The organism is Amycolatopsis decaplanina DSM 44594, assembly GCF_000342005.1.
GTDB classification, from domain to species: Bacteria; Actinomycetota; Actinomycetes; order Mycobacteriales; family Pseudonocardiaceae; genus Amycolatopsis; species Amycolatopsis decaplanina.
The window spans coordinates 245,501-263,216 of the sequence record NZ_AOHO01000045.1; the positions used below are offsets into that span (position 1 = coordinate 245,501).

23 protein-coding genes are annotated in these 17,716 nt (G+C 67.2%); 14 read left to right on the forward strand and 9 right to left on the reverse strand.

Translation table 11 applies throughout. The features are described 5' to 3' along the window. Positions 1-17 precede the first annotated feature (17 nt). The 7 genes from H074_RS10855 to H074_RS10875 all read left to right on the forward strand — a co-directional run bounded on the left by H074_RS10855 (position 18) and on the right by H074_RS10875 (position 4,811). The gene (locus H074_RS10855; protein WP_007030071.1) at positions 18-1,376 is read left to right on the forward strand and encodes an MBL fold metallo-hydrolase; all 1,359 of its coding nucleotides are present in this window, start codon (positions 18-20) and stop codon (positions 1,374-1,376) included. A gap of 9 nt (positions 1,377-1,385) precedes the next feature. Then, positions 1,386-2,180 carry a sulfite exporter TauE/SafE family protein gene (locus H074_RS10860; RefSeq protein ID WP_007030072.1) on the forward strand — a complete coding sequence of 265 codons (795 nt, stop codon included), beginning with the start codon at positions 1,386-1,388 and terminating at the stop codon, positions 2,178-2,180. A 16-nt stretch (positions 2,181-2,196) separates the two neighbouring features. Continuing rightward, positions 2,197-2,601 carry a DUF302 domain-containing protein gene (locus tag H074_RS10865; protein ID WP_007030073.1) on the forward strand — a complete coding sequence of 135 codons (405 nt, stop codon included), beginning with the start codon at positions 2,197-2,199 and terminating at the stop codon, positions 2,599-2,601. Between the two features lie 178 nt (positions 2,602-2,779). After that, on the forward strand, positions 2,780-2,956 hold the full coding sequence (locus tag H074_RS39180) for a hypothetical protein (protein WP_200865762.1): 177 nt from the start codon (positions 2,780-2,782) through the stop codon (positions 2,954-2,956). A 497-nt stretch (positions 2,957-3,453) separates the two neighbouring features. Then, complete coding sequence (locus tag H074_RS42025) at positions 3,454-3,576, forward strand: hypothetical protein (protein WP_268744760.1); 123 nt, start codon at positions 3,454-3,456, stop codon at positions 3,574-3,576. 246 nt (positions 3,577-3,822) lie between these two features. Then, the gene (locus tag H074_RS10870) at positions 3,823-4,269 is read left to right on the forward strand and encodes an SRPBCC family protein (RefSeq protein WP_007030074.1); all 447 of its coding nucleotides are present in this window, start codon (positions 3,823-3,825) and stop codon (positions 4,267-4,269) included. Between the two features lie 188 nt (positions 4,270-4,457). Next, positions 4,458-4,811: a hypothetical protein gene (locus H074_RS10875; RefSeq protein WP_007030075.1), complete on the forward strand. Its 354-nt coding sequence runs from the start codon at positions 4,458-4,460 to the stop codon at positions 4,809-4,811. 90 nt (positions 4,812-4,901) lie between these two features. On the opposite strand, the gene H074_RS10880 is transcribed toward H074_RS10875, so the two are convergent. The 3 genes from H074_RS10880 to H074_RS10890 form a co-directional block, all read right to left on the reverse strand. Next, on the reverse strand, positions 4,902-5,117 hold the full coding sequence (locus H074_RS10880; RefSeq protein WP_007030076.1) for a hypothetical protein: 216 nt from the start codon (positions 5,115-5,117) through the stop codon (positions 4,902-4,904). 239 nt (positions 5,118-5,356) lie between these two features. Next, positions 5,357-6,742 carry a sensor histidine kinase gene (locus tag H074_RS10885; protein WP_007030077.1) on the reverse strand — a complete coding sequence of 462 codons (1,386 nt, stop codon included), beginning with the start codon at positions 6,740-6,742 and terminating at the stop codon, positions 5,357-5,359. Continuing rightward, positions 6,739-7,428 (reverse strand): winged helix-turn-helix domain-containing protein, encoded by a 690-nt coding sequence (locus H074_RS10890; protein ID WP_039922057.1) that lies wholly within the window; start codon positions 7,426-7,428, stop codon positions 6,739-6,741. The genes H074_RS10885 and H074_RS10890 overlap by 4 nt, the downstream gene beginning before the upstream one ends. Before the next feature lie 178 nt (positions 7,429-7,606). Here H074_RS10890 and H074_RS10895 point away from each other — a divergent pair, with 178 nt between their 5' ends. Continuing rightward, positions 7,607-8,023, forward strand: coding sequence for a hypothetical protein (locus H074_RS10895; RefSeq protein ID WP_235096727.1), 417 nt, complete (start codon positions 7,607-7,609; stop codon positions 8,021-8,023). 133 nt (positions 8,024-8,156) lie between these two features. On the opposite strand, the gene H074_RS38735 is transcribed toward H074_RS10895, so the two are convergent. The 3 genes from H074_RS38735 to H074_RS10910 all read right to left on the reverse strand — a co-directional run bounded on the left by H074_RS38735 (position 8,157) and on the right by H074_RS10910 (position 10,463). Next, positions 8,157-8,837: a winged helix-turn-helix transcriptional regulator gene (locus H074_RS38735; RefSeq protein WP_007030080.1), complete on the reverse strand. Its 681-nt coding sequence runs from the start codon at positions 8,835-8,837 to the stop codon at positions 8,157-8,159. Next, a complete protein-coding gene (locus tag H074_RS10905) occupies positions 8,837-9,052 on the reverse strand; it encodes a hypothetical protein (protein WP_007030081.1) in 216 nt (71 codons plus the stop codon). Before H074_RS10905 ends, H074_RS38735 begins: the two co-directional genes overlap by 1 nt. A 118-nt stretch (positions 9,053-9,170) precedes the next feature. After that, positions 9,171-10,463: an ArsB/NhaD family transporter gene (locus H074_RS10910; protein ID WP_039922060.1), complete on the reverse strand. Its 1,293-nt coding sequence runs from the start codon at positions 10,461-10,463 to the stop codon at positions 9,171-9,173. 254 nt (positions 10,464-10,717) lie between these two features. Between H074_RS10910 and H074_RS40715 the strand changes: the two genes are divergently transcribed. Together H074_RS40715 and H074_RS10915 are read left to right on the forward strand one after the other, a co-directional pair. After that, on the forward strand, positions 10,718-10,873 hold the full coding sequence (locus H074_RS40715) for a hypothetical protein (RefSeq protein WP_161630674.1): 156 nt from the start codon (positions 10,718-10,720) through the stop codon (positions 10,871-10,873). 38 nt (positions 10,874-10,911) lie between these two features. Then, positions 10,912-11,358 (forward strand): CBS domain-containing protein, encoded by a 447-nt coding sequence (locus tag H074_RS10915; protein WP_007030083.1) that lies wholly within the window; start codon positions 10,912-10,914, stop codon positions 11,356-11,358. A gap of 253 nt (positions 11,359-11,611) precedes the next feature. Here H074_RS10915 and H074_RS10920 read toward each other — a convergent pair whose 3' ends face one another. From H074_RS10920 to H074_RS40720, 3 genes are all read right to left on the reverse strand, one after another. Further along, complete coding sequence (locus tag H074_RS10920; RefSeq protein WP_235096728.1) at positions 11,612-12,340, reverse strand: hypothetical protein; 729 nt, start codon at positions 12,338-12,340, stop codon at positions 11,612-11,614. A 129-nt stretch (positions 12,341-12,469) separates the two neighbouring features. Continuing rightward, positions 12,470-12,994 (reverse strand): pyridoxamine 5'-phosphate oxidase family protein, encoded by a 525-nt coding sequence (locus H074_RS38740; RefSeq protein ID WP_007030085.1) that lies wholly within the window; start codon positions 12,992-12,994, stop codon positions 12,470-12,472. Between the two features lie 102 nt (positions 12,995-13,096). Beyond that, positions 13,097-13,258, reverse strand: a complete 162-nt coding sequence (locus tag H074_RS40720) for a hypothetical protein (RefSeq protein ID WP_161630675.1) — start codon at positions 13,256-13,258, stop codon at positions 13,097-13,099. 94 nt (positions 13,259-13,352) lie between these two features. On the opposite strand from H074_RS40720, the gene H074_RS10930 reads away from it, so the two are divergent. The 4 genes from H074_RS10930 to H074_RS38745 all read left to right on the forward strand — a co-directional run bounded on the left by H074_RS10930 (position 13,353) and on the right by H074_RS38745 (position 17,655). Continuing rightward, positions 13,353-13,703, forward strand: a complete 351-nt coding sequence (locus H074_RS10930; RefSeq protein ID WP_039922160.1) for an ArsR/SmtB family transcription factor — start codon at positions 13,353-13,355, stop codon at positions 13,701-13,703. A gap of 248 nt (positions 13,704-13,951) precedes the next feature. Next, positions 13,952-14,176, forward strand: a complete 225-nt coding sequence (locus tag H074_RS10935; protein ID WP_007030087.1) for a hypothetical protein — start codon at positions 13,952-13,954, stop codon at positions 14,174-14,176. Then, entirely contained in the window at positions 14,173-15,027 is an 855-nt protein-coding gene (locus tag H074_RS10940; protein WP_007030088.1) for a hypothetical protein, read from the forward strand. The genes H074_RS10935 and H074_RS10940 overlap by 4 nt, the downstream gene beginning before the upstream one ends. Before the next feature lie 294 nt (positions 15,028-15,321). Next, positions 15,322-17,655 (forward strand): glycosyltransferase, encoded by a 2,334-nt coding sequence (locus H074_RS38745; protein WP_007030089.1) that lies wholly within the window; start codon positions 15,322-15,324, stop codon positions 17,653-17,655. The last annotated feature ends 61 nt before the right edge of the window (positions 17,656-17,716 follow it).

Sequence of the window (17,716 nt, forward strand, 5' to 3'; positions counted from 1 at the left end):
ATAAGGAGAGAAGACTCATGATCGAGATCATCGCCATCGACACGCCGAGCCTCGGTGACCGCAGCTACCTCGTCGAGGATGGCGAGACGGCGTTCGTGGTCGACCCGCAGCGCGACATCGACCGGGTTCTCGACCTGGCCCAGGTACGCGGGTTGCGGATCACCGACGTGTTCGAGACCCACATCCACAACGACTACGTGACCGGCGGTCTCGCACTGGCCCGCGTGACCGGTGCGGCCTACCACATCAACGCCGCGGATCCGGTGTCCTTCGAACGCACGCCGATCGAGGACGGGGACGTGATCGACGTCGGGCCGCACATGCGTGTACGCGCGCTGGCGACGCCGGGCCATACGTTCACTCACCTCTCTTACGTCCTGGAGGCTCCCGGACACGCCCCCATGGTGTTCACCGGCGGGTCATTGCTGTATGGCTCCACCGGCCGCCCCGACCTGCTCGGCCCCGTTCACACCGGTGAGCTGGTGAAGCGCCAGTACGCGTCCGCTCACCGGCTGGCCGACGTGCTGCCCGACGACGCCGAGATCTATCCCACGCACGGATTCGGCAGCTTCTGCTCGGCCACCCAGTCCGACGCCGACCGGTCGACGATCGGCCGGGAGAAGCGGGTCAACCCGGTGCTCACTCAGCAGGAACGCGATTACGTCGACGAGCTGCTCGCCGGATTGGACGCCTACCCGGCCTACTACGCGCACATGGGCCCGGCGAACTCATCCGGACCCGACGCACCCGACCTCACCGAACCGAAGACCGCCGACCCGGCCGAGCTGCGGTCGCGCATCGAGGCGGGGGAGTGGGTCGTCGACCTGCGGTCGCGCACCGCGTTCGCCGCCGGCCACGTGGCGGGCACCCTGAACTTCGGCGCCGACGGCAGTTTCGCCACCTACCTGGGCTGGCTCATTCCCTGGGGCACGCCGCTGTCCCTGCTCGGTGACACCGCCGAACAGGTCGCCGACGCGCAGCGTGAACTGGTCCGGATCGGCATCGATCGCGTCGAAGCCGCGGCCACCGGCACCCCCGAAGCGTGGTCGGGCGACGCGCCGCTCGGCTCTTTCCCACGGGCGGACTTCGGGGAGCTGGCCATGGTTCGCCACCACCGGCCGGTGACGGTCCTCGACGTCCGGCGCAACCTGGAATGGACGCAGAACCATATCGACGGCGCCGTGCACATCCCGCTGCACGAACTGCTGGACCGCCTCGGCGAAGTCCCGACCGGCGAGGTGTGGGTGCACTGCCAGGCCGGCTACCGCGCTTCGATCGCGGCCTCGATCCTCGCCGCGGCCGGACGCCGGGTCGTCGCGGTGGACGACGAGTTCGACCGTGCGGCCCGGACCGGGCTTCCCCTTTCCGCCGGCTGAGGCGGAGCCATGACGATCCTGCCGGCGGCGGCGTTCGGCCTGGTCATCGGCGCTGCCCTGGGTCTGCTCGGCGCGGGTGGCTCGATCCTCGCCATCCCCGCGCTCGTCTACGGGGTCGGGCTGCCGCTGTCCGCCGCTGTCCCGACGTCGCTGCTGGTCGTGGCCGTGTCCGCGGCCGGTGGCCTGGTGGCCCGGTGGCGGTCGAAGGTGATCCGCTGGCCCGTCGCGCTGGTCTTCGTCGCGGCGAGCGTTCCGGCCGCGTTCGGCGGCACCGCGCTGGGCAAGCTGCTGCCGGACCGGTGGCTGCTGGTCGCGTTCGCCGTCCTGATGGCGGTGGTCGCGGTGCGGATGCTCGTCGCCGCTCCCGAACGGGACGGTGCCTGCCGGACCAGTGCGGGCGGGGTGAACTGGCGCAGCTGCGTGCCCAAGGCACTGGCCGTCGGCGCGGTCGTCGGGGTGCTGACCGGTCTGTTCGGGGTCGGCGGCGGGTTCGTCATCGTCCCGGCCCTGACCATGCTGCTGGGCCTCACCGCGCCGGAGGCGGTCGCGACCTCGCTGGTCGTCATCGTGCTCACCTCGGTGGGCGGACTGGCCGCGCACGCCAGCACGATGCCGGACCTGCCCTACGGCATCGCCGCGGTGTTCGCCGGGGTGGCGCTGCTGGCTTCGCTGCTGGCCGGGAAGGTCGGCGACCGGCTCCCGGCGCGGACCGTACGGCGCACGTTCGCCTACCTGATCCTCGTGGTCGCCGCCGGAGTCGCGGCTGCGGCCGTGTTCGCCCCCGCCGCCTTGCGGGCCGGCTGAACCCGTCACGAAAGGAATGATCACTGTGAAGTATCACCTGAGCATCACCCTGGACCTGCCCTACGAGAAAGCCGTCGCCGAAGTGCGTGCCGCGCTGAAGGAGCAGGGATTCGGCGTACTGACCGAGATCGACGTCCAGGCGACGATGCGCGAAAAGCTCGACGCCGAAATGGAACCGTACGTGATCCTCGGCGCGTGCAATCCGCCGTTGGCGCACCGCGCGTTGGAGGTCGACCGGACGATCGGGCTGCTACTGCCCTGCAATGTCGTCGTCCGCGCCGATGGCGACGAACGCAGCCTGGTCCAGGCCCTCGACCCGCGCGTGATGATCGAGGTGCCCGAACGCGAGGAGCTTCGCCCGGTCGCGGAGGAAGCGGGCAAGCGCATCCGCGCCGCCCTCGACAGCCTGACCGGGGCCTGACCACCGCAACCCTTCGTCGCTCGGGCGGGCGACCGAATCCTCGGTGGCGGTACCGGTGGCACGCTGGCGGCGAACCGGCTCCGGCGCGATCCGAGCGAGCAGGCCTCGATCACCGTCGTGGACCGCGAAGTCCCGTTCGACCTCGTGGTCGTGATCCCGCTGCCCGGCGGTGCGTCTTATGTGGACCGGTCACCGGGACTCGGCGACGAGCTCGGCGTCGTCCCCGCACACCCTGCAGTCGAAGGCCGGTTCGGTCACCCGCTTCGAGGGCGAGGTGCCGGCGCGCAACGTAAGCCGGTACCTCGCCGGACACGAGCCGGACGCCGGTTTCGACGGGCACACTATTGAGGGGTAAGGCAGATTGATGCCCATATGCACAGTTCCGCAGGGGGGTCGTGAGTGGTAATTGGGGTTATAGAGGGGCAAGGCCAAGGTGGCATGTTGCGAAAGCCTCTTTCGTAACGTCTTGGAGGCAGGGGTGGACGGTCGGTCCAGATGGTCGGTGCGTGAAAGCCCCTGTACGTGATGGCCCCCTTCATTGCGCCTAGCGCAATGAAGGGGGCCATCACGTACTTCATTCAGGCGACCTGAGCGGCGCCGCAGTGGGGTGGGCGGGGTGTCGGCCGCCGGGTTTGAGTGGCACAGCCTTGATCAACGGAGGATTCGGGACGTTGAGTGTCCCGGATCTTCCGTTGATCAAGGTCCGGGACCGGGGTCACCTCGCGTTGATGAAGGAATCGGGACGTTGAGTGTCCTGATTCCTTCATCAACGATCCCGATACCCGCTGGGATCGTCGCCCCCCTCAATCAAACGCTCTTTACCACTCGCGACCCCGCGCCAAGCCGCGCGAAGTGCACAAATCGGGCATTTCGATCGGGATTGGCGATCTCCGCAAGGCGGTGCTCGTCGACTTCAACTACGACATCGAGCCGCTGACCGGACACGTCTGGCAGCGGTGGATTTGCCGCTGCTGAAGGAGTCGCGGCTCGATCACCTGCGCAAGCGCTTCCCTGCTCCTGTCGGCCATTGACGACGAACGGGTTAGGGAATATCGCAGGTCCTCACGTCTTCTCGATCCAGTTGCGTCGACTGGGCATGCCCAATTCACGCCATGTCCATAATGGACATACGAATTCGAGGTGGTCCGAGCAGGTTACCGGTGGGCGTGGTGTGTGGGACGATCCGGATCGTCACATTCGCCTCTCTTGGAGGTTTCTGCAGTGCGGTCGTACGATGTCTTGGCCGAATCGGCGGCGCCACCGGCGGTCGTGTGGGCATTGTTGCTGGACCCGAAGATGTGGCCCGCCTGGTCGCACGCCGGTGAACTGGACGTCAGCAGCTCGAGCGGCCTCTCCCCGGACGGGCGTGACGGAGTCGGTGCCATCCGGGCCTTCCGCTCGGGTAAGGCGGTCATCAGGGAGCGGATCACCGGACTCACGCTTGGACGGCGGTTCGCTTACGAGGGGCTGGAGAGCCCGCATATGGCCGACCACCAGGCGACGATCGACCTCCACGAAATCCCCGGCGGTGGAACGCGGATCCGTTGGCAGGGAACATATTCGGCTCGTGGCATGGGGCGCTGGTCCTCAGAGAGGCAGGTCCAGCGCACGATGTCGAAGATCGCCATAGGGCTCGCCGAGTACGCCTCCGGTCAAATCGTAAGGTGATCGTCAGGTTCACGCGCGCCGTTCTGCGGCAAGCTGGTCGCCGTCCGGCGAACGCCGGAGGGCGGTGATGCGACGACTCGGAAAGCGCGGCGATGAGAGATCGGCGGGGTCCGGATATGGATCGTGAAGTGGCCGGATGGTGAACCCCGGCCGCGATCTCGGCCGCGCCGGAGTGTGAAGCGGCTGCCGTGGACGTGCTGACCGGCCTGGAACAACGTGCCTGGCACGCGCTCGCCGACGAACCGGCTGCCGCACGGTCGTACTACGAGAAGGTTCTCGATGACCGCATCGTGCTTCTGCTGATCGACCAGCAGCCGATCCAGGAACGCGAAACGGCTTTGGCCGCCTTATGCGGGGCGCGGTGGAAGGCATGCAGCCTAGGCGGTTTGAGCGCGGCAAGGCTCAGTCTTTTCGTCGGCGCGGTCAACTACCGGGTCACCGCCACCAAAGACGGAGCTCCGTATTCGGCTCGGGTGAGCAGTGTCTACGTACGTCGGGACGATGGCTGGAAACTCACCTTTCATCAGCACGTCAGTTGGTAGGAACTCGCTACCGGCTCGCAGTATTCAGGGCGAGGACGGACGATTCCGGTCGCTGTTGTCGATTTCGCCCAGACATGGATCGGACTGATCTCATCGGCTGCCGAGTGTGCGGAGCACACGGAACCGAGCCAGCCGGTGCAGCGTTTCTCCCATGACATCGGGTCCGATCCGGCCTTCGAGATCGGCGTGGGCCGAACACACGATCTCGCGGACGGCCGATTCGGTCATCGAGGACGCGAACTCACGGGAAAGCCATTGGCGGACTTCGTCGGTGATGTCGTCGGAATGGTGATCGCGGACGGTCATGTCCCCCTCCTCCTTTCGACGACTTCCTCATTGTGTCGGAGATGCGGGAGTCTGCACCTGACGACTGCCTGACGATCGCGTAGGACTCGGGGGCGGTGTGGGCGGGACCGACCGGCTGGAGACCGTCGGGGTGGTGCTCGGGGCAAGGGTGGTGATCGGTTCGGGTTCGTCCTGGTCGGTCACACCGCAGCCGCCGAGGCACAGGGCGGCGGTCATGATGAGGATGATCGAACGGAGTTTCACGCTGCCGCCTCCGGTAGTTCGATGACGAAGCGGGCGCCGCCGCCGGGCCGGTCTTCGACCCAGACGGTGCCGCCGTGCCGGTGGACGTGGTCGGCGACGATGGCCAGCCCGAGCCCGCTGCCGGTCTCGCGGTCCCGGCGGCCGGCGTGCAGGCCGCGGGCGAAGCGTTCGAAGATGCGCTCCCGTAGGGCGGGTGGGACGCCGCTGCCGGCGTCGTCGACTTCTATCCTCGCGTGGTCGCCCCGCCGCCGAAGGGTCACGGCGACGGCGCCTCCGCCGTAGCGGTCGGCGTTGTCGAGCAGATTGGTGACGACCCGGTCGATGCGGCGGCGGTCGGCGAAGACGAGCGGGATGTCGGGAGCGGTGTCGACGGGTACATCGGACATGCCTCTGCTGTCGAGGACGTGGTGCACCAGTGCGTCGAGATCCACCAGTTCGGCCGGTCCTTCGTCGTCCTGGTCGGCGCGGGAGATTTCGAGCAGGTCGACGACCATGCCCTGGAAGCGGTGCAGTTCCGAGCTGAGCAGACCGAGGGCTTTGCGGGCGGTCGGGTCCATCGTGTCCTGGCGGCGGGTCATGACCTGGGTGACGTTGACCATCGTGGTGAGAGGTGAGCGGAGTTCGTGGCTGACATCCGCGGCGAAACGTTTGTCGCGGCGGACCCGTTGTTCGAGTTGTTCGGTCGTGGTGTTGAAACTGGTGGCGAGAGGGGCGAGATCGGGGTCGTTCTGGTGGGGGAGCCGGGTCGTCAGATCTCCGCGTGCCACACGGGCAGCGGCTCCGCGGAGAGCGGAGAGCGGACGCAGGGCACGTTTGGTGGTCCAAGCGCCGAGCAGGACTCCGAACAGCGCGGCCACGACGGTGCCCGTGATCAGCAGGATGCTGAGATAGCGGAAGGTTCGATCCAGTTCGAGCAGCGGGTACAGCTCGACGTAGATGCTGTCGCCGTTACCGACCGGGGTCGCGATGGCGAGCACGGGGATGCCGTCGGCGGTGAACCGTTGCCGGGCCGCGACACCGTCGTGCGCGCTTTCCAGCAGGGCGGCCGGGATGGCCGTGGGCTCGATCTGCCGTCCGCTGGTGAGCCAGCCGCCGGGCCGCGACAGCAGAATCGACGAGTCCGGACCGCTGGCGAGCCCGGTCAAAAGCTCGTCGAGATTGTCGGAATGTTCAGCCAGTGCCTTGTCGACCAGGTCGACGTTGACTTCCGACTGTCGCAAGGTGCTCTGCTCGCGCTGGTCGAGCATGTAGCCGGTGGTCAGGTTCCAGGTCGCGGCACCGAGCACACTCATCACCAGCGCCAGGCCGAGACCGAAGGCGCCGGCTACGCGCCAGCGCAGGGAAAGCCGCCGTAGCGTCGACCGGAACCCCGCGTGGGTCATGATCCCGGAGTGATCTGATAGCCACGGCCGCGCACGGTCAACACCAGACTCGGATTGTCGGGATCGGGTTCGACCTTGCGTCGCAACCGTCTGATGTGGACATCCAGCAGCCTCGTGTCACCGAAGTAGTCGTGACCCCACACTCGCTGCAGCAACTGCTCCCTGGTGACGACCCGGCCCTCGGCCGCGGCCAGTTCGGCGAGGAGGCGGAACTCGGTGCGGGTCAGATGCACCTGATTCCCGTCGCGATGCACGCTTTCCTCATCGGGCCGGATTTCCAGGCCGCCAACGATGATCCGGGCCGGGGGAGGTGGTGCGGTGCGGCGGAGCAGCGCGCGGATCCGGGCCGCGAGTTCACCGGCCACCAGCGGTTTGGTGACGTAATCGTCCGCGCCGGCTTCGAGGCCCGCGATCACGTCCTGGGTATCCGCGCGGGCGGTGATCACGATGATCGGCAGGGCGCCTTGATCGCGCACGGACCGGCAGACGGTGAGTCCGTCGATGCCCGGCAGCATGAGGTCGAGCAGAATGACGTCGAATCGGCTGTCCACGAGTAGTTCGAGTCCGTCTTCGCCGGTTTCCGCGCACTCGACGTCGAAGCCTTCGTCTGCCAGCGCGAGGCTCAAGGCCTCGCTGATCATCACGTCGTCCTCGACCAGAAGAACACGGGTGGACACAGTCGGCATCTCCTTCCGACGGCCAGGCTAACAGTCTTCGATCGTAAGGCACTCGTCAGTTTCAGAGGGTCCGGTTCATGTCAGGGTGGAATCACGCTCACCGAAACACGGGAGGACCAAGCCCATGACCGCCGACGTTTTCACAACGCGAGCCGAAGCCGACCCCGGAACGGAAACCCATCCGAGGGTGCGACGGCTGCGCGATGACGCGGATCGGGCGTGGGCCATCGCGGACGGACATCGAACCTTGGCCGCGGAAATCGAGGCAGGAGATGAGCCGGACGCGTTCCACCGCGCGAAGGCGCAACACTTGCTCGGCGAAGTGGCCGCACACCACGGATTCGCCTATCACGAACTCGCCAACGCCGCCGAAGCCCGCGCCGGAGCGAAAGTCCATCCCCGCGAGTCTCCACAATGGAGGCTCTTGATCGACCGCTCTTTCACGGCGATCCGCCGCGCCGAGGCACATCATGAACGCGCGGCAGCGTTTTCGGCTCGAACGGCGGGCGACGAAGCGGCCGCCCGAAGGCATGAGATCGCTGCACGCGAGGCGGACAGGCGTGCGGTGGATTCGCTCGTGGAAAGCGGCGACCTTCCGTCGTGACAACGGTCTCGACAACACCGTATCGACGCGACAGGCCTGACGGCACGGGAGATCGAGATCCACTGGGCCTTTGCGGCGTCGCGGCGACGTGTTCGCGGCGCTGAGTGACCGAAACGGCGTGATGCGAACCGTCCTATGAGGACATTATCGGCGCGTCGGCTCCGGTAGTGGTGCCGTCGGCGAAGCGGCTGGTGCCGAGCCAGGTGATGGCTTGGTGTACGGCGGTCCGTGGTCCGGTGATGATGATCGCTTTGTCCCGCAGGGCATCCAGCCATTCGTCATGCCCGAGCCAGACACGGCTGAGGGCGCCGAGTGTGCAGTCGATCCGCATCGCTTGGGGAAGCCTCGGATCGTGAACGGTCGGCGCGGCGACAGCTCGGGAAAGCACCAGCCACCACCAGCGCGGTCCGGGTGATTCGGTGAATCGGAAGTGGATCGACACGGCCTCCGAGGGGAGGGCGGAGCGGTCGATTCCCCGGGAGATGTCACGGAGGAGCAGGGCAGGGTCGAGATCGCCGTGTCGTGGTGGCGGCAGCCGCCGTGCGCCCCACCGGCCGAGCGGTTCGATGACCTCGGCCAGCTCACGGCCCGCTTCGGTCAACTCGGCCTGACGCGGACGGAGCACCACAAGGCCTGTCGCCTCGAGTTTGCGGAGCCGCTTCGTCAGCAGGCCGGTCGACATAGCCGGCACTCCGGCCGCGATGTCGGTGATCGCGGTGCTGCCGTTCAGCAGCTCGCGGATGATCAACAGAGTCCAGGGTTCGCCGACCACCTCGGCCGCCAGCGCGATCGGGCAGTGCTGTTCGTAGCGCATCACAGAACCCGCACGACGCGCGCTATGCGGTGGCGTGCGAGGCGGTGCAGCATTTCGCCGATGGCCTCGGGCACGATCTGCTCCTGGAGCTCACGATGGGTGGCTCGGACGATGACGCCCACCGCCGCGGGCGACAGCTTCGTCGAGAACTCGCTGGCCAGTCGGCCGGTCACGTCATCGACGACGTCCTGCGCCTTCGGGGTCTCTACGCTCATCGCTCTCCTGTTGTGCCTCGGTTCTCCGGCTATTCTTCCGGCTCAGCGCACGGGTGAACCTGACAACTGTCTGACGATTGCGGCCCGGCCGGAAGCGTGTCCCCTCTGCTGGTCGGCCTCATGCGAAGACGAAGTAGCGGAGCCAGAGGTAGGGCGCGGCGACGAGAACGGTGATCAGGGTGACGATGATGCCCTTCTTGGTGAATTCCCAGAAGGAGATGGGGCTTCCGGCGCGGGCGGCGATGCCGAGGACGACGACGTTCGCGCTGGCGCCGATGGCGGTGGCGTTGCCGCCGAAGTCGGCGCCGAGGGCGAGGGACCACCAGAGGGCTTCGGAGTGGGTGGGGTCGGCGATGTCGTTGGTGAGTCCGAGGACGAGTGGGCTCATGGTGGCGACGTAGGGGATGTTGTCGACGACGCCGGACAGGAGTGCTGACACTCCGAGGATGAGCATGACGGCGAGGAGGGCGTTGCCTCCGGTGGCGTCGGCGGCGAGTTTCGCGAGATCGCCGATGACGCCGGTTTTGACCAGGGCGCCGATCATGATGAACAGGCCGGCGAAGAACAGCAGGGTTTCCCACTCGACGCTGGCCAGGTAGTCCTTCGGTTTGGCTTGAGCCAGCAGCACGAGGACGCCGGCGCCGAGCAGGGCGACGACGGAAGGTTCGATGTGGAAGATCGAGTGCCCGATGAACGCGGTGAAGACGCCCAGCAGTACGACGCCGCACTTGATGAGGAGTCGTTTGTCGTGGATGGCTTCGCGTTCGTTGAGGGCCATCACGTCGGCGACGCGGTCCGGGTCGACGGTGAAGGAACCGCGGAACAGCCTTGGCAGGACAAGGCAGAAGACGGCGAGTTCGATCGCCACGATCGGGGCCATGTTGACGAGGAAGTCGTTGAACGTCAGGCCGGCGCGGCTGCCGATGATGATGTTGGGCGGATCGCCGATCAGGGTCGCGGCGCCGCCGATGTTCGAGGCCATGACCTCGGCGATCAGGAACGGGACCGGTTTGATGTCGAGCCGGTCGCAGACGAGCAGGGTCACCGGGGCCATGAGGAGCACTGTGGTGACGTTGTCCAGGAAGGCCGACGCGATCGCGGTGATGAGGACCAGCAGGATCATGATCCGCAGGGGTGAGCCCTTGGCGCGTTTGGCGGCCCAGATCGCGGTGAACTCGAAGACACCGGTCTTCCGCAGGACTCCGACGATGATCATCATTCCGAGGAGCAGGAAGACGACGTCCCAGTCCACGCCGGTTTCGTGGGAATAGAACGCGTCTTCGGAGCCGACGACGCCGACGGCCAGCACGATGCCCGCGCCGGCGAGGGCGGTGGCCATCTTGGGGACCTTCTCGGTGGCGATGAACAGATACGCCACCACGAACACGGCGACCGCGACGACGGCGCTCATGCCATGTCCTGTCGGAGAGAACCGGAGGTGGATGCCCGCTCAAAACGCTGCCAGACCACTTGCGTACTCACGAATCCCGTCCATGCCGACCGACCCGGCCCAGACGGGACGGGTTGTGCCGACCAGACTTCCCGGCGCTCCACGCGTCAACATGCCGTAAACAAGGGCGAGAGGCAACTTGGCGCCCGGCCGCGGCGCCTCCTGTACCCTGCGGTGTGTCGGAGGTCACGCAGAGCCGTCGGATGGGGAAGCCGATGTCCGGACTACTCGGTCCGCACGCGCTGATCGCCGTGCTCGTGGGCATCATGGCCGTCCTCCGCCTCGTGCACTTGAGGCAGGAGCGGAGCGAATCGGCGGGACGTGCCGGGTTCGCGAACGGGCGTAAAGAATCGGACAGTAACGACGGATGAATCCGGCGGGCCTGGCGCGGACGTCCTAGTCTGAAACCATGCACGCCGCAGAGATGGCCGAGGAATTCCCGGTCGTGGACATGGATTCCGACGCGCTCGATGCGGCGCGGCTCCTCGCGGAACACCGCTTGCCCGGCATCGTGGTGACCGACCGGGACGGATGCCCGCAGTCGGTCTTGCCCGCGTCGGAGGTGGTCCGCCTTCTCGTCCCGACCTATGTTCAGGACGACCCGTCGCTCGCCGGGGTCCTGAACGAGTCGATGGCCGATCGTGTCGTCGACAAATTGGGCGGCCGCAAGGTGCGCTCGCTGCTTCCCGATGAGCCCGCCGAGCTGCCGCGGGTGAATTCCGATGACACGATCATCGAAGTCGCCGCCATGATGGCGAGACTTCGCTGTCCTCTGGTCGCGGTCATGCGGGACAAGACGCTCCTCGGCGTGATTTCGGCGTCCCGGCTTCTGGAACTGGCGCTCGCCCCGCGTTGACCGTCCCTGCTCGATTTCGGTCAGGGCAAGCCCGAGTCCGGGCTCGGCCGAACCGCTCGACACGCTCACCGCCCGGGAACGTGAGGTCCTCGCCAAGGTCGGGGCGGGCCAGTCGAACACCGCAACTCGTCGCGATCGCCTTCGAGACGGGGTTGATCACCCCAGGAGATCACTGAGCCCACAGGCGATCGCGCGGTTCCTGTCACCCCAGCCGGCTGGGACGCGGACGTCTTCGGATCTGCCTGTGGTGCGGCTATCGTCGGAACCAGCGGCGCCGCTTCGATGAGTTTTCTGCGGGGTCGGTTGGCTGTAGTCCCAATCTTCCGGTCAGGAAGAAGGTCCCGGTCACGATGTTGCCGCGCGCGGGTGGTTGTTCGACGTCGGTGGTCGCGATGGCGACGTCGAGTTCGATCGCGGCGATGGTGCGGACTCGGATCCGATGGAATGCCGTGCCGGTAACGGTGTTCACGGGAGTCTCGACCTCGATGACCTCCCCGGCGAACAGGGCGTGGGCGGAGGGCGTCCGGTCGGGCGAGCGTTCCGTGAGCGAAAAAGTTCCGGACGGGATGAAGTGGTCGGCGGCGAATTTCGGTCCGTCATCGTCCTGTGAGGCCGAGTAGGCCTCGGCGTCGGCGTGCACCGTGACGTCTTCGGCCAGAGCCGCCAGCACCAGGGAGCCGATCTCGAGCCGCCCGCCGGAGTGGGCGAGGACCGCTCGGTCTTCGAGTTCCACCGCGATGGGACAGACCAACTCCCCATCGACGCCGTCGAGGAGCTCTAGCATCGCGGTCTCGTCATCGACGAGGCGAACGTCGCGCACCGGCACTGCGGGCGTCGTGCCGGCCAGGCACGGCAGGAGGAACTCGATCTCGCCGTTGCGGACCTGCGCGACCAGCCGGGCGCCAGAGGGATCGGTCCAAACATGTTCGCTGATCTTCTTGGCGATCTGCCGGGCTGTGCCCGCGCTGATCAGGGAGACCACCCTCTCCCCGAACTCGTCCTCGCTGGTGACGCCGATCCCGATCGCCTCGAAGTGGCTGGACACGATCACTCCCCCTGTTCCACCGTCCACAGGAGACTACTGGCCAGGCCGAAAGAAAGTCATCCAGGTTTACGTGGGTGAGGCGGGCACCGGCATTCGTAGATGCTGGAAACGGCGAGCTGGTGGGCCTCGTGAGTGGTAAGGACGGTTAGAACCGTCCTTACCACTCACGAGGCCTGCAGCGGTGATGAAGGTGGGTTCGATCCGCAGCATCTGGTCCATGCTGCGGGGCACCCATGGTTTGAGCAGGTGTTCGTAACGCGTGACGGCGACGGGATCGATGATCCGGCGCATGATGCCGGTGACGATGACACTCCAGCTGACGGTGTGGTGGCCGGGTTCGAGGTGGTCGGCTTCGTAGGCGACCACTTGGTCCACTGTGGACATGAGAGCGGCGCCGGTGTGGCTGCGGATGATGATCACGCCGTCTTGGCGGAGGTAGAGGCCACTTCCACGGCCGGCAGTGGTTTCCGGTCGTCCGGCGGCCTCCCCGCCCGGTCGGCGGGCGGACCTGGAGATGGTGCGGTGGACATGGTCGCAGGCTCCGTCGAGCACGTTCCCGGACGTGTGGATCGCGATGTCCAGGTTCGCCACACGCTACCCCTTCAGCACTTGCCCACTTGCGAAATTTTGCATACGGTTGGTCGATTCTCATCGACGCCATGGGGAAGGCCTAGAGTCGAACGTCCCTCGTGATCATCGGGACATGGATCGGAGTCCGTGCGCGGTGACGTCGTCGGGAACGCGGTCTTGGGCGACGGTCAGGATGGCGTTGTCGGCGCGGAGGAAGACGCGGAGCGCGTCGTGGTGGGTGAGCACGGTGGTCGCGCAGACGTCGGCTACTCGCTGATCGCACATGCCATTGCCTTTCGAAGTTGCTAAGGTCAGCAACTGTTGAACAGTGCGCCCGGAGGCGGTGCGCCTGGAAGGAAGCGCCGCGAAGGGAGTGTCGGTGAGCAGGCCCCTATATCAGTTGAAGGCGGAGTTCTTCAAGACGTTGGGGCACCCGGCGCGGATCCGGGTGCTGGAGCTGCTGGCCGACCGGGAGCACGCGGTGGCCGAGATGCTGCCGGAGGTCGGGATCGAGCCGGCGAACCTCTCGCAGCAGCTCGCGGTGTTGCGGCGGGCGGGGTTGGTGACGACCCGCAAGGACGGGGCGAACGTGATCTATTCGCTGCCCAGCCCGCATGTGGCGGAGTTGCTGGCGGTGGCGCGCAAGATCCTCACCGGGGTGATCGCGGATCAGATGGAGCTTCTCGACGACCTGCGAGCTCCGGTGACTCCTCGCACGGCCGAGGGGTAGCGAAGCCGCCCTGCGCCCGGCACGGCCTGCTGGCGCAGGGCACTTTCGTCCCGGACTTCCCGCTCACGAACAAGAGCTTCAACCTCTCCTGCGCCGGCAACGACCTCTGACCTCGACCAGGTCGAGGGGCGCACCCCGTGGCATGGCGTACAAGCCCACTCGTCGGCTAAAGAGTTGCATAATTATGCAACTGCCAACATGGTAGATTCCTAAGTCTTGAACTGGGCCGGAGCAGGGGAGAGTTGCCAGTGAGTGGTCAGTTCGCGAGCGAGCTACGGCGGGGGATCGGGGAAGCGCAGGACGCCACGATCACCGCGACGGAGGCCGGGCACCCCTATGAGGCGTACCTGCACCGTGTACGTCTCGCGGAGCTGCTCGACCTGGCCGCGCAGCACGACATCGACACCGGCGTGCTGGTGTCGCCAGCGGTGCTGGCGGCGCTGGCCGAGGATCGGGCGGCGCTGGGGCGATGACGATCGGCGATACGAGGCAGGTGGCGGGGCTGGCGATCGTGGGGGATGGCAGTGCCCTGCCGGGTACCGCCGCGAGCGATCCGGGTGCGGTGCTGGCGGCGCTCGAGACGGATGTGCGGCTGCTGCGCGATCACACCGCGCTGGATCCGTTCCGGGTCGCGGTGACCGCGCGGGACGCCGCCGAGTTGGCGTCCGCGTTGCGAGCGCTGCCCTCCGCGGTGACCGCGATCTTCCTGGCTCGCACTGAGCCGGTCCGGGCCCGCGCCGTGCAGCGAGACCTCGCCCGGGGCGGGCGGATTCCGGTGATCACCGAGTACGACACGCTCGCCATCGGCCTCGCCGCGGCTGTACTGGTGACTTTGCGGCGGGCCGAGGTCGCGCCGCACAAGGCCCGGGTCGTAGTGGCCGGGGCCGGGACGGTGCCGTTGCTCGTTCCTCTGCTCATGGCGTGCGGGGTGGGTGACATCGCTTCGTGGCGTGAGGGCGATGCCGTGGGGTTTCCGCTGTCCGTCATCTCCCGGGACGCGAGTGTGGTCGTGGACCTCCTCGATGTCGCCATGGCACCGCGACCGGCCTTCGAGGCCGACGCGACTCAGGTGGTGCTCACGGCGGGGGATCCGGTGGGGCATTTGCTGGCGTTGCCCGGCCTGCTGCGCGCGGTGCGCGAAGGTCCGATCGCCGGGCAGGCCGGTGACCTGTTCGAGCACCTCGACGCGCACCGCGCCTGCGCCCAAGCCTTGGCCGGGCTGACTCCGGTCGACCGGGTCTTGCCCGATCTGGCCGATCCCGACCTCACCCACCGCGTCGCCCGTGCTGTCACCGAGGCACTGCGGCCACCGCCCCGCCGGTGAGATCCACCACGAGCCGGCCCGCGCCTGACCGACACCCTGGACGTCGCGGTATCGGCGTCTCCAAGGGGCGGGGCCGGGCGTATGGTCACCTATTCTTTCCGGGTCATGGATCGCATACTCAGGTCAAGTCAAAACTGGGAAAGCGAGACGATTTCCGTAGTCTTTCGAAGAAGAGTCGTAGGAGAACCAGCCTCAAGCCAGAGTCCGCTGTCAGCGGCCGCGCTCGTGGTTGTCATGATCCGCCTGTTTCTCGTCTGCCTGGTTGTCGGTTCGCGAGGCACGGGAAGGGAAGCAGTGCAGGAGAATACGAAAGAGGAGAGTGAGCTCGACCCGATCCCCACCCCGATCGACATCAAGCCGTCGCCCGAGATCAGTGTCATCATTCCGCCCGCCATCGAGGCCGATGATTTCGCCATTATCGTGCGGCGGCTTTCACTGGAGCATTCGGGGCCGTCAATGGAAATCCTCTTCGTCGATGACGGCGACGACGGCGCGGGGAATGCCGCGCGTTCCCTCGTCGCGCGATCCAGCGTCCCGATCCGGCTGATCCACCGCGCGCCCGGAGAACGGCGCGGTGGCGTGGTGTTCGCCGGCCTGGTTCAGGCGCGTGGCGCGTGGGTCGTGGTGATGGACGGCGATCTCCGGCACCCGCCGGCACTCGCACCACGGCTGGCCGAGATCGGCCGAGCACGGGACGTGGACGTGGTGATCGCCAGCAGGTTCGCCGGGGCGGCCGTCGTCTCACGGCGCTGGCCGTGCTTGCTGTCCACCGCGGCGGTCAAGGTCCTGTTCCCGCGCCGGCTCGGCCGGCCCAGCGACCCGCTGAGCGGGTTCTTCGCTGTCCGCCGCGCCGCGCTGGACCTCGACCGGTCGGGGCCCGAGGGGTTCGAGAGCTTGACGGAAATCCTGGTCCGGCACCCGGGTCTGCGGCTGGCCGAAGTCCCGTTCGGGACGCAAGCCGGGCGCCACACGGCTTCACCGCGTGCGGGCGTGACGCTCGTGCGGCATCTGGTCCGATCGCGGGCCTTGCTGCCGAAGCATCGGCTGGTGCGGGCCGGTGCGTTCGGGCTGGTCGGGCTGTCCGGGCTGGCGGTCAACACGGCCGTGCTGTGGTTGTTGCACCACCACCTGGCGAACCTGCACTATCTGCTGGCCGCCACGCTGGCCACCGAGGCGTCCACGGCGTGGTTGATCGTACTCACCGAAACGCTTGTCTACCGGGGGGCGAAATCGGGTTCGGTGGCCTCCCGCGCCGTTCGGTCCTTCCTGCTCAACCACGCGTTGCTGGTGCTGCGGTTGCCGATGCTGACCCTGCTGGTGGAGGGAATCGGACTGGGTGTGCTCTCGGCCAACGCGTTCGCCCTCGGCCTGTTGTTCCTGGTGCGGTTCGTGGTGACCGATACGGCGATCTATGGACGCGATGAACCGCCGTCGACCAGGTCCGCGGGTGATCCCGTCCGGCTCGTCGTCGACCCCGGTCCTGCCGGGAGCCCCGCGGGCATCACGCCGAAGCGCTCGTCCCGCCCGGCCCGGTATCTGCCGTATCGGTACCGCATCCCGGAGGTCGCGACGATCGGCTCGCAGGTTCGGCTGCCGGAACTCGACTACTTCCGTGCGCAGTGGCTCGGCAATGACACCGAGATCCAGATCCGGGTCGGCACGGTCGGTAGCCGTCGGCCGCTGCCGCGCGCGGTCGTCACCCAGTTCGCCGGGCCGCCCGCGGTCGAATACTCCGAGCATCTCGCCCGGTTCGGGGCCAACTTCCAGGTCTGCTTCGGTGGCCCGATCAAGGTGGTCGTCTCCCCGAGTCTCGGCCGGTCGCCCCACGTGGTCTACACGAACATCCTCGAGGCGCTGCTGCGATTCGTCGCGGTATCGCGCGGCGTGATGCTCCTGCACTCGGCATGCCTGGAACTCGACGGTCTCGGCGTGCTGTTCTCCGCCCGTACCGACACCGGCAAGACCGGGACCGTGCTCCGGCTGGTCCGGGAGCACGGCGCGAAGTTCCTGTCCGACGACATGATCGTGGTGCACGGCGATGGCCGGGCAGGTTGCTTCCCCAAGCCTTTGACGATCAGCAACCACACGCTGCGGGCGGCGCATTCCGACGACCTGACCCGCCTGGAGTGGCGGCGGCTGTGGCTGCAGAGCCTGGTGCACTCCCGGCAAGGCCGCCGGCTCGGGCTGTCCCTCAGCCACCTCAACTTACCGATCATGAGCATCAACGCGCTCACCCAGCGAATCGTGCCGCCACCGAAGTACGCGGTGGACCGGCTGATGCCGTGCGAGATCAGTTCGGAGACCAGGCTCACCGACCTGTTCGTGATCGAGCGGGGACCGCACGCCGTCGCCGACCTGTCGCCGGAGGAGGTGATGAGCACATTGCTGGCCAACACCGAGGACGCCTATCAATTCCCGCCGTTCAGCCACTTCACACCGTCCATCGTGATCGGTGAGGACGACCATCAGGCGTTGAGGGAGAAGGAACGCGAGATCCTGTCGGCCGCGGTCCGCGGGATCAAGGCACGGTCGCTGGCCACGCCCGACTTCAGCTGGGCGGACGAGATCCCCAGGCTGCTGGTCCCCGGCGCGGCCGGCGGCCGGCTCACGCCCCGCCGGTCTGCGTGATGGCCAAACCGGCTGGTATCGCCCCTCGTTCGCGGCGTCGATGGCTGGCGCGGGCGTACTC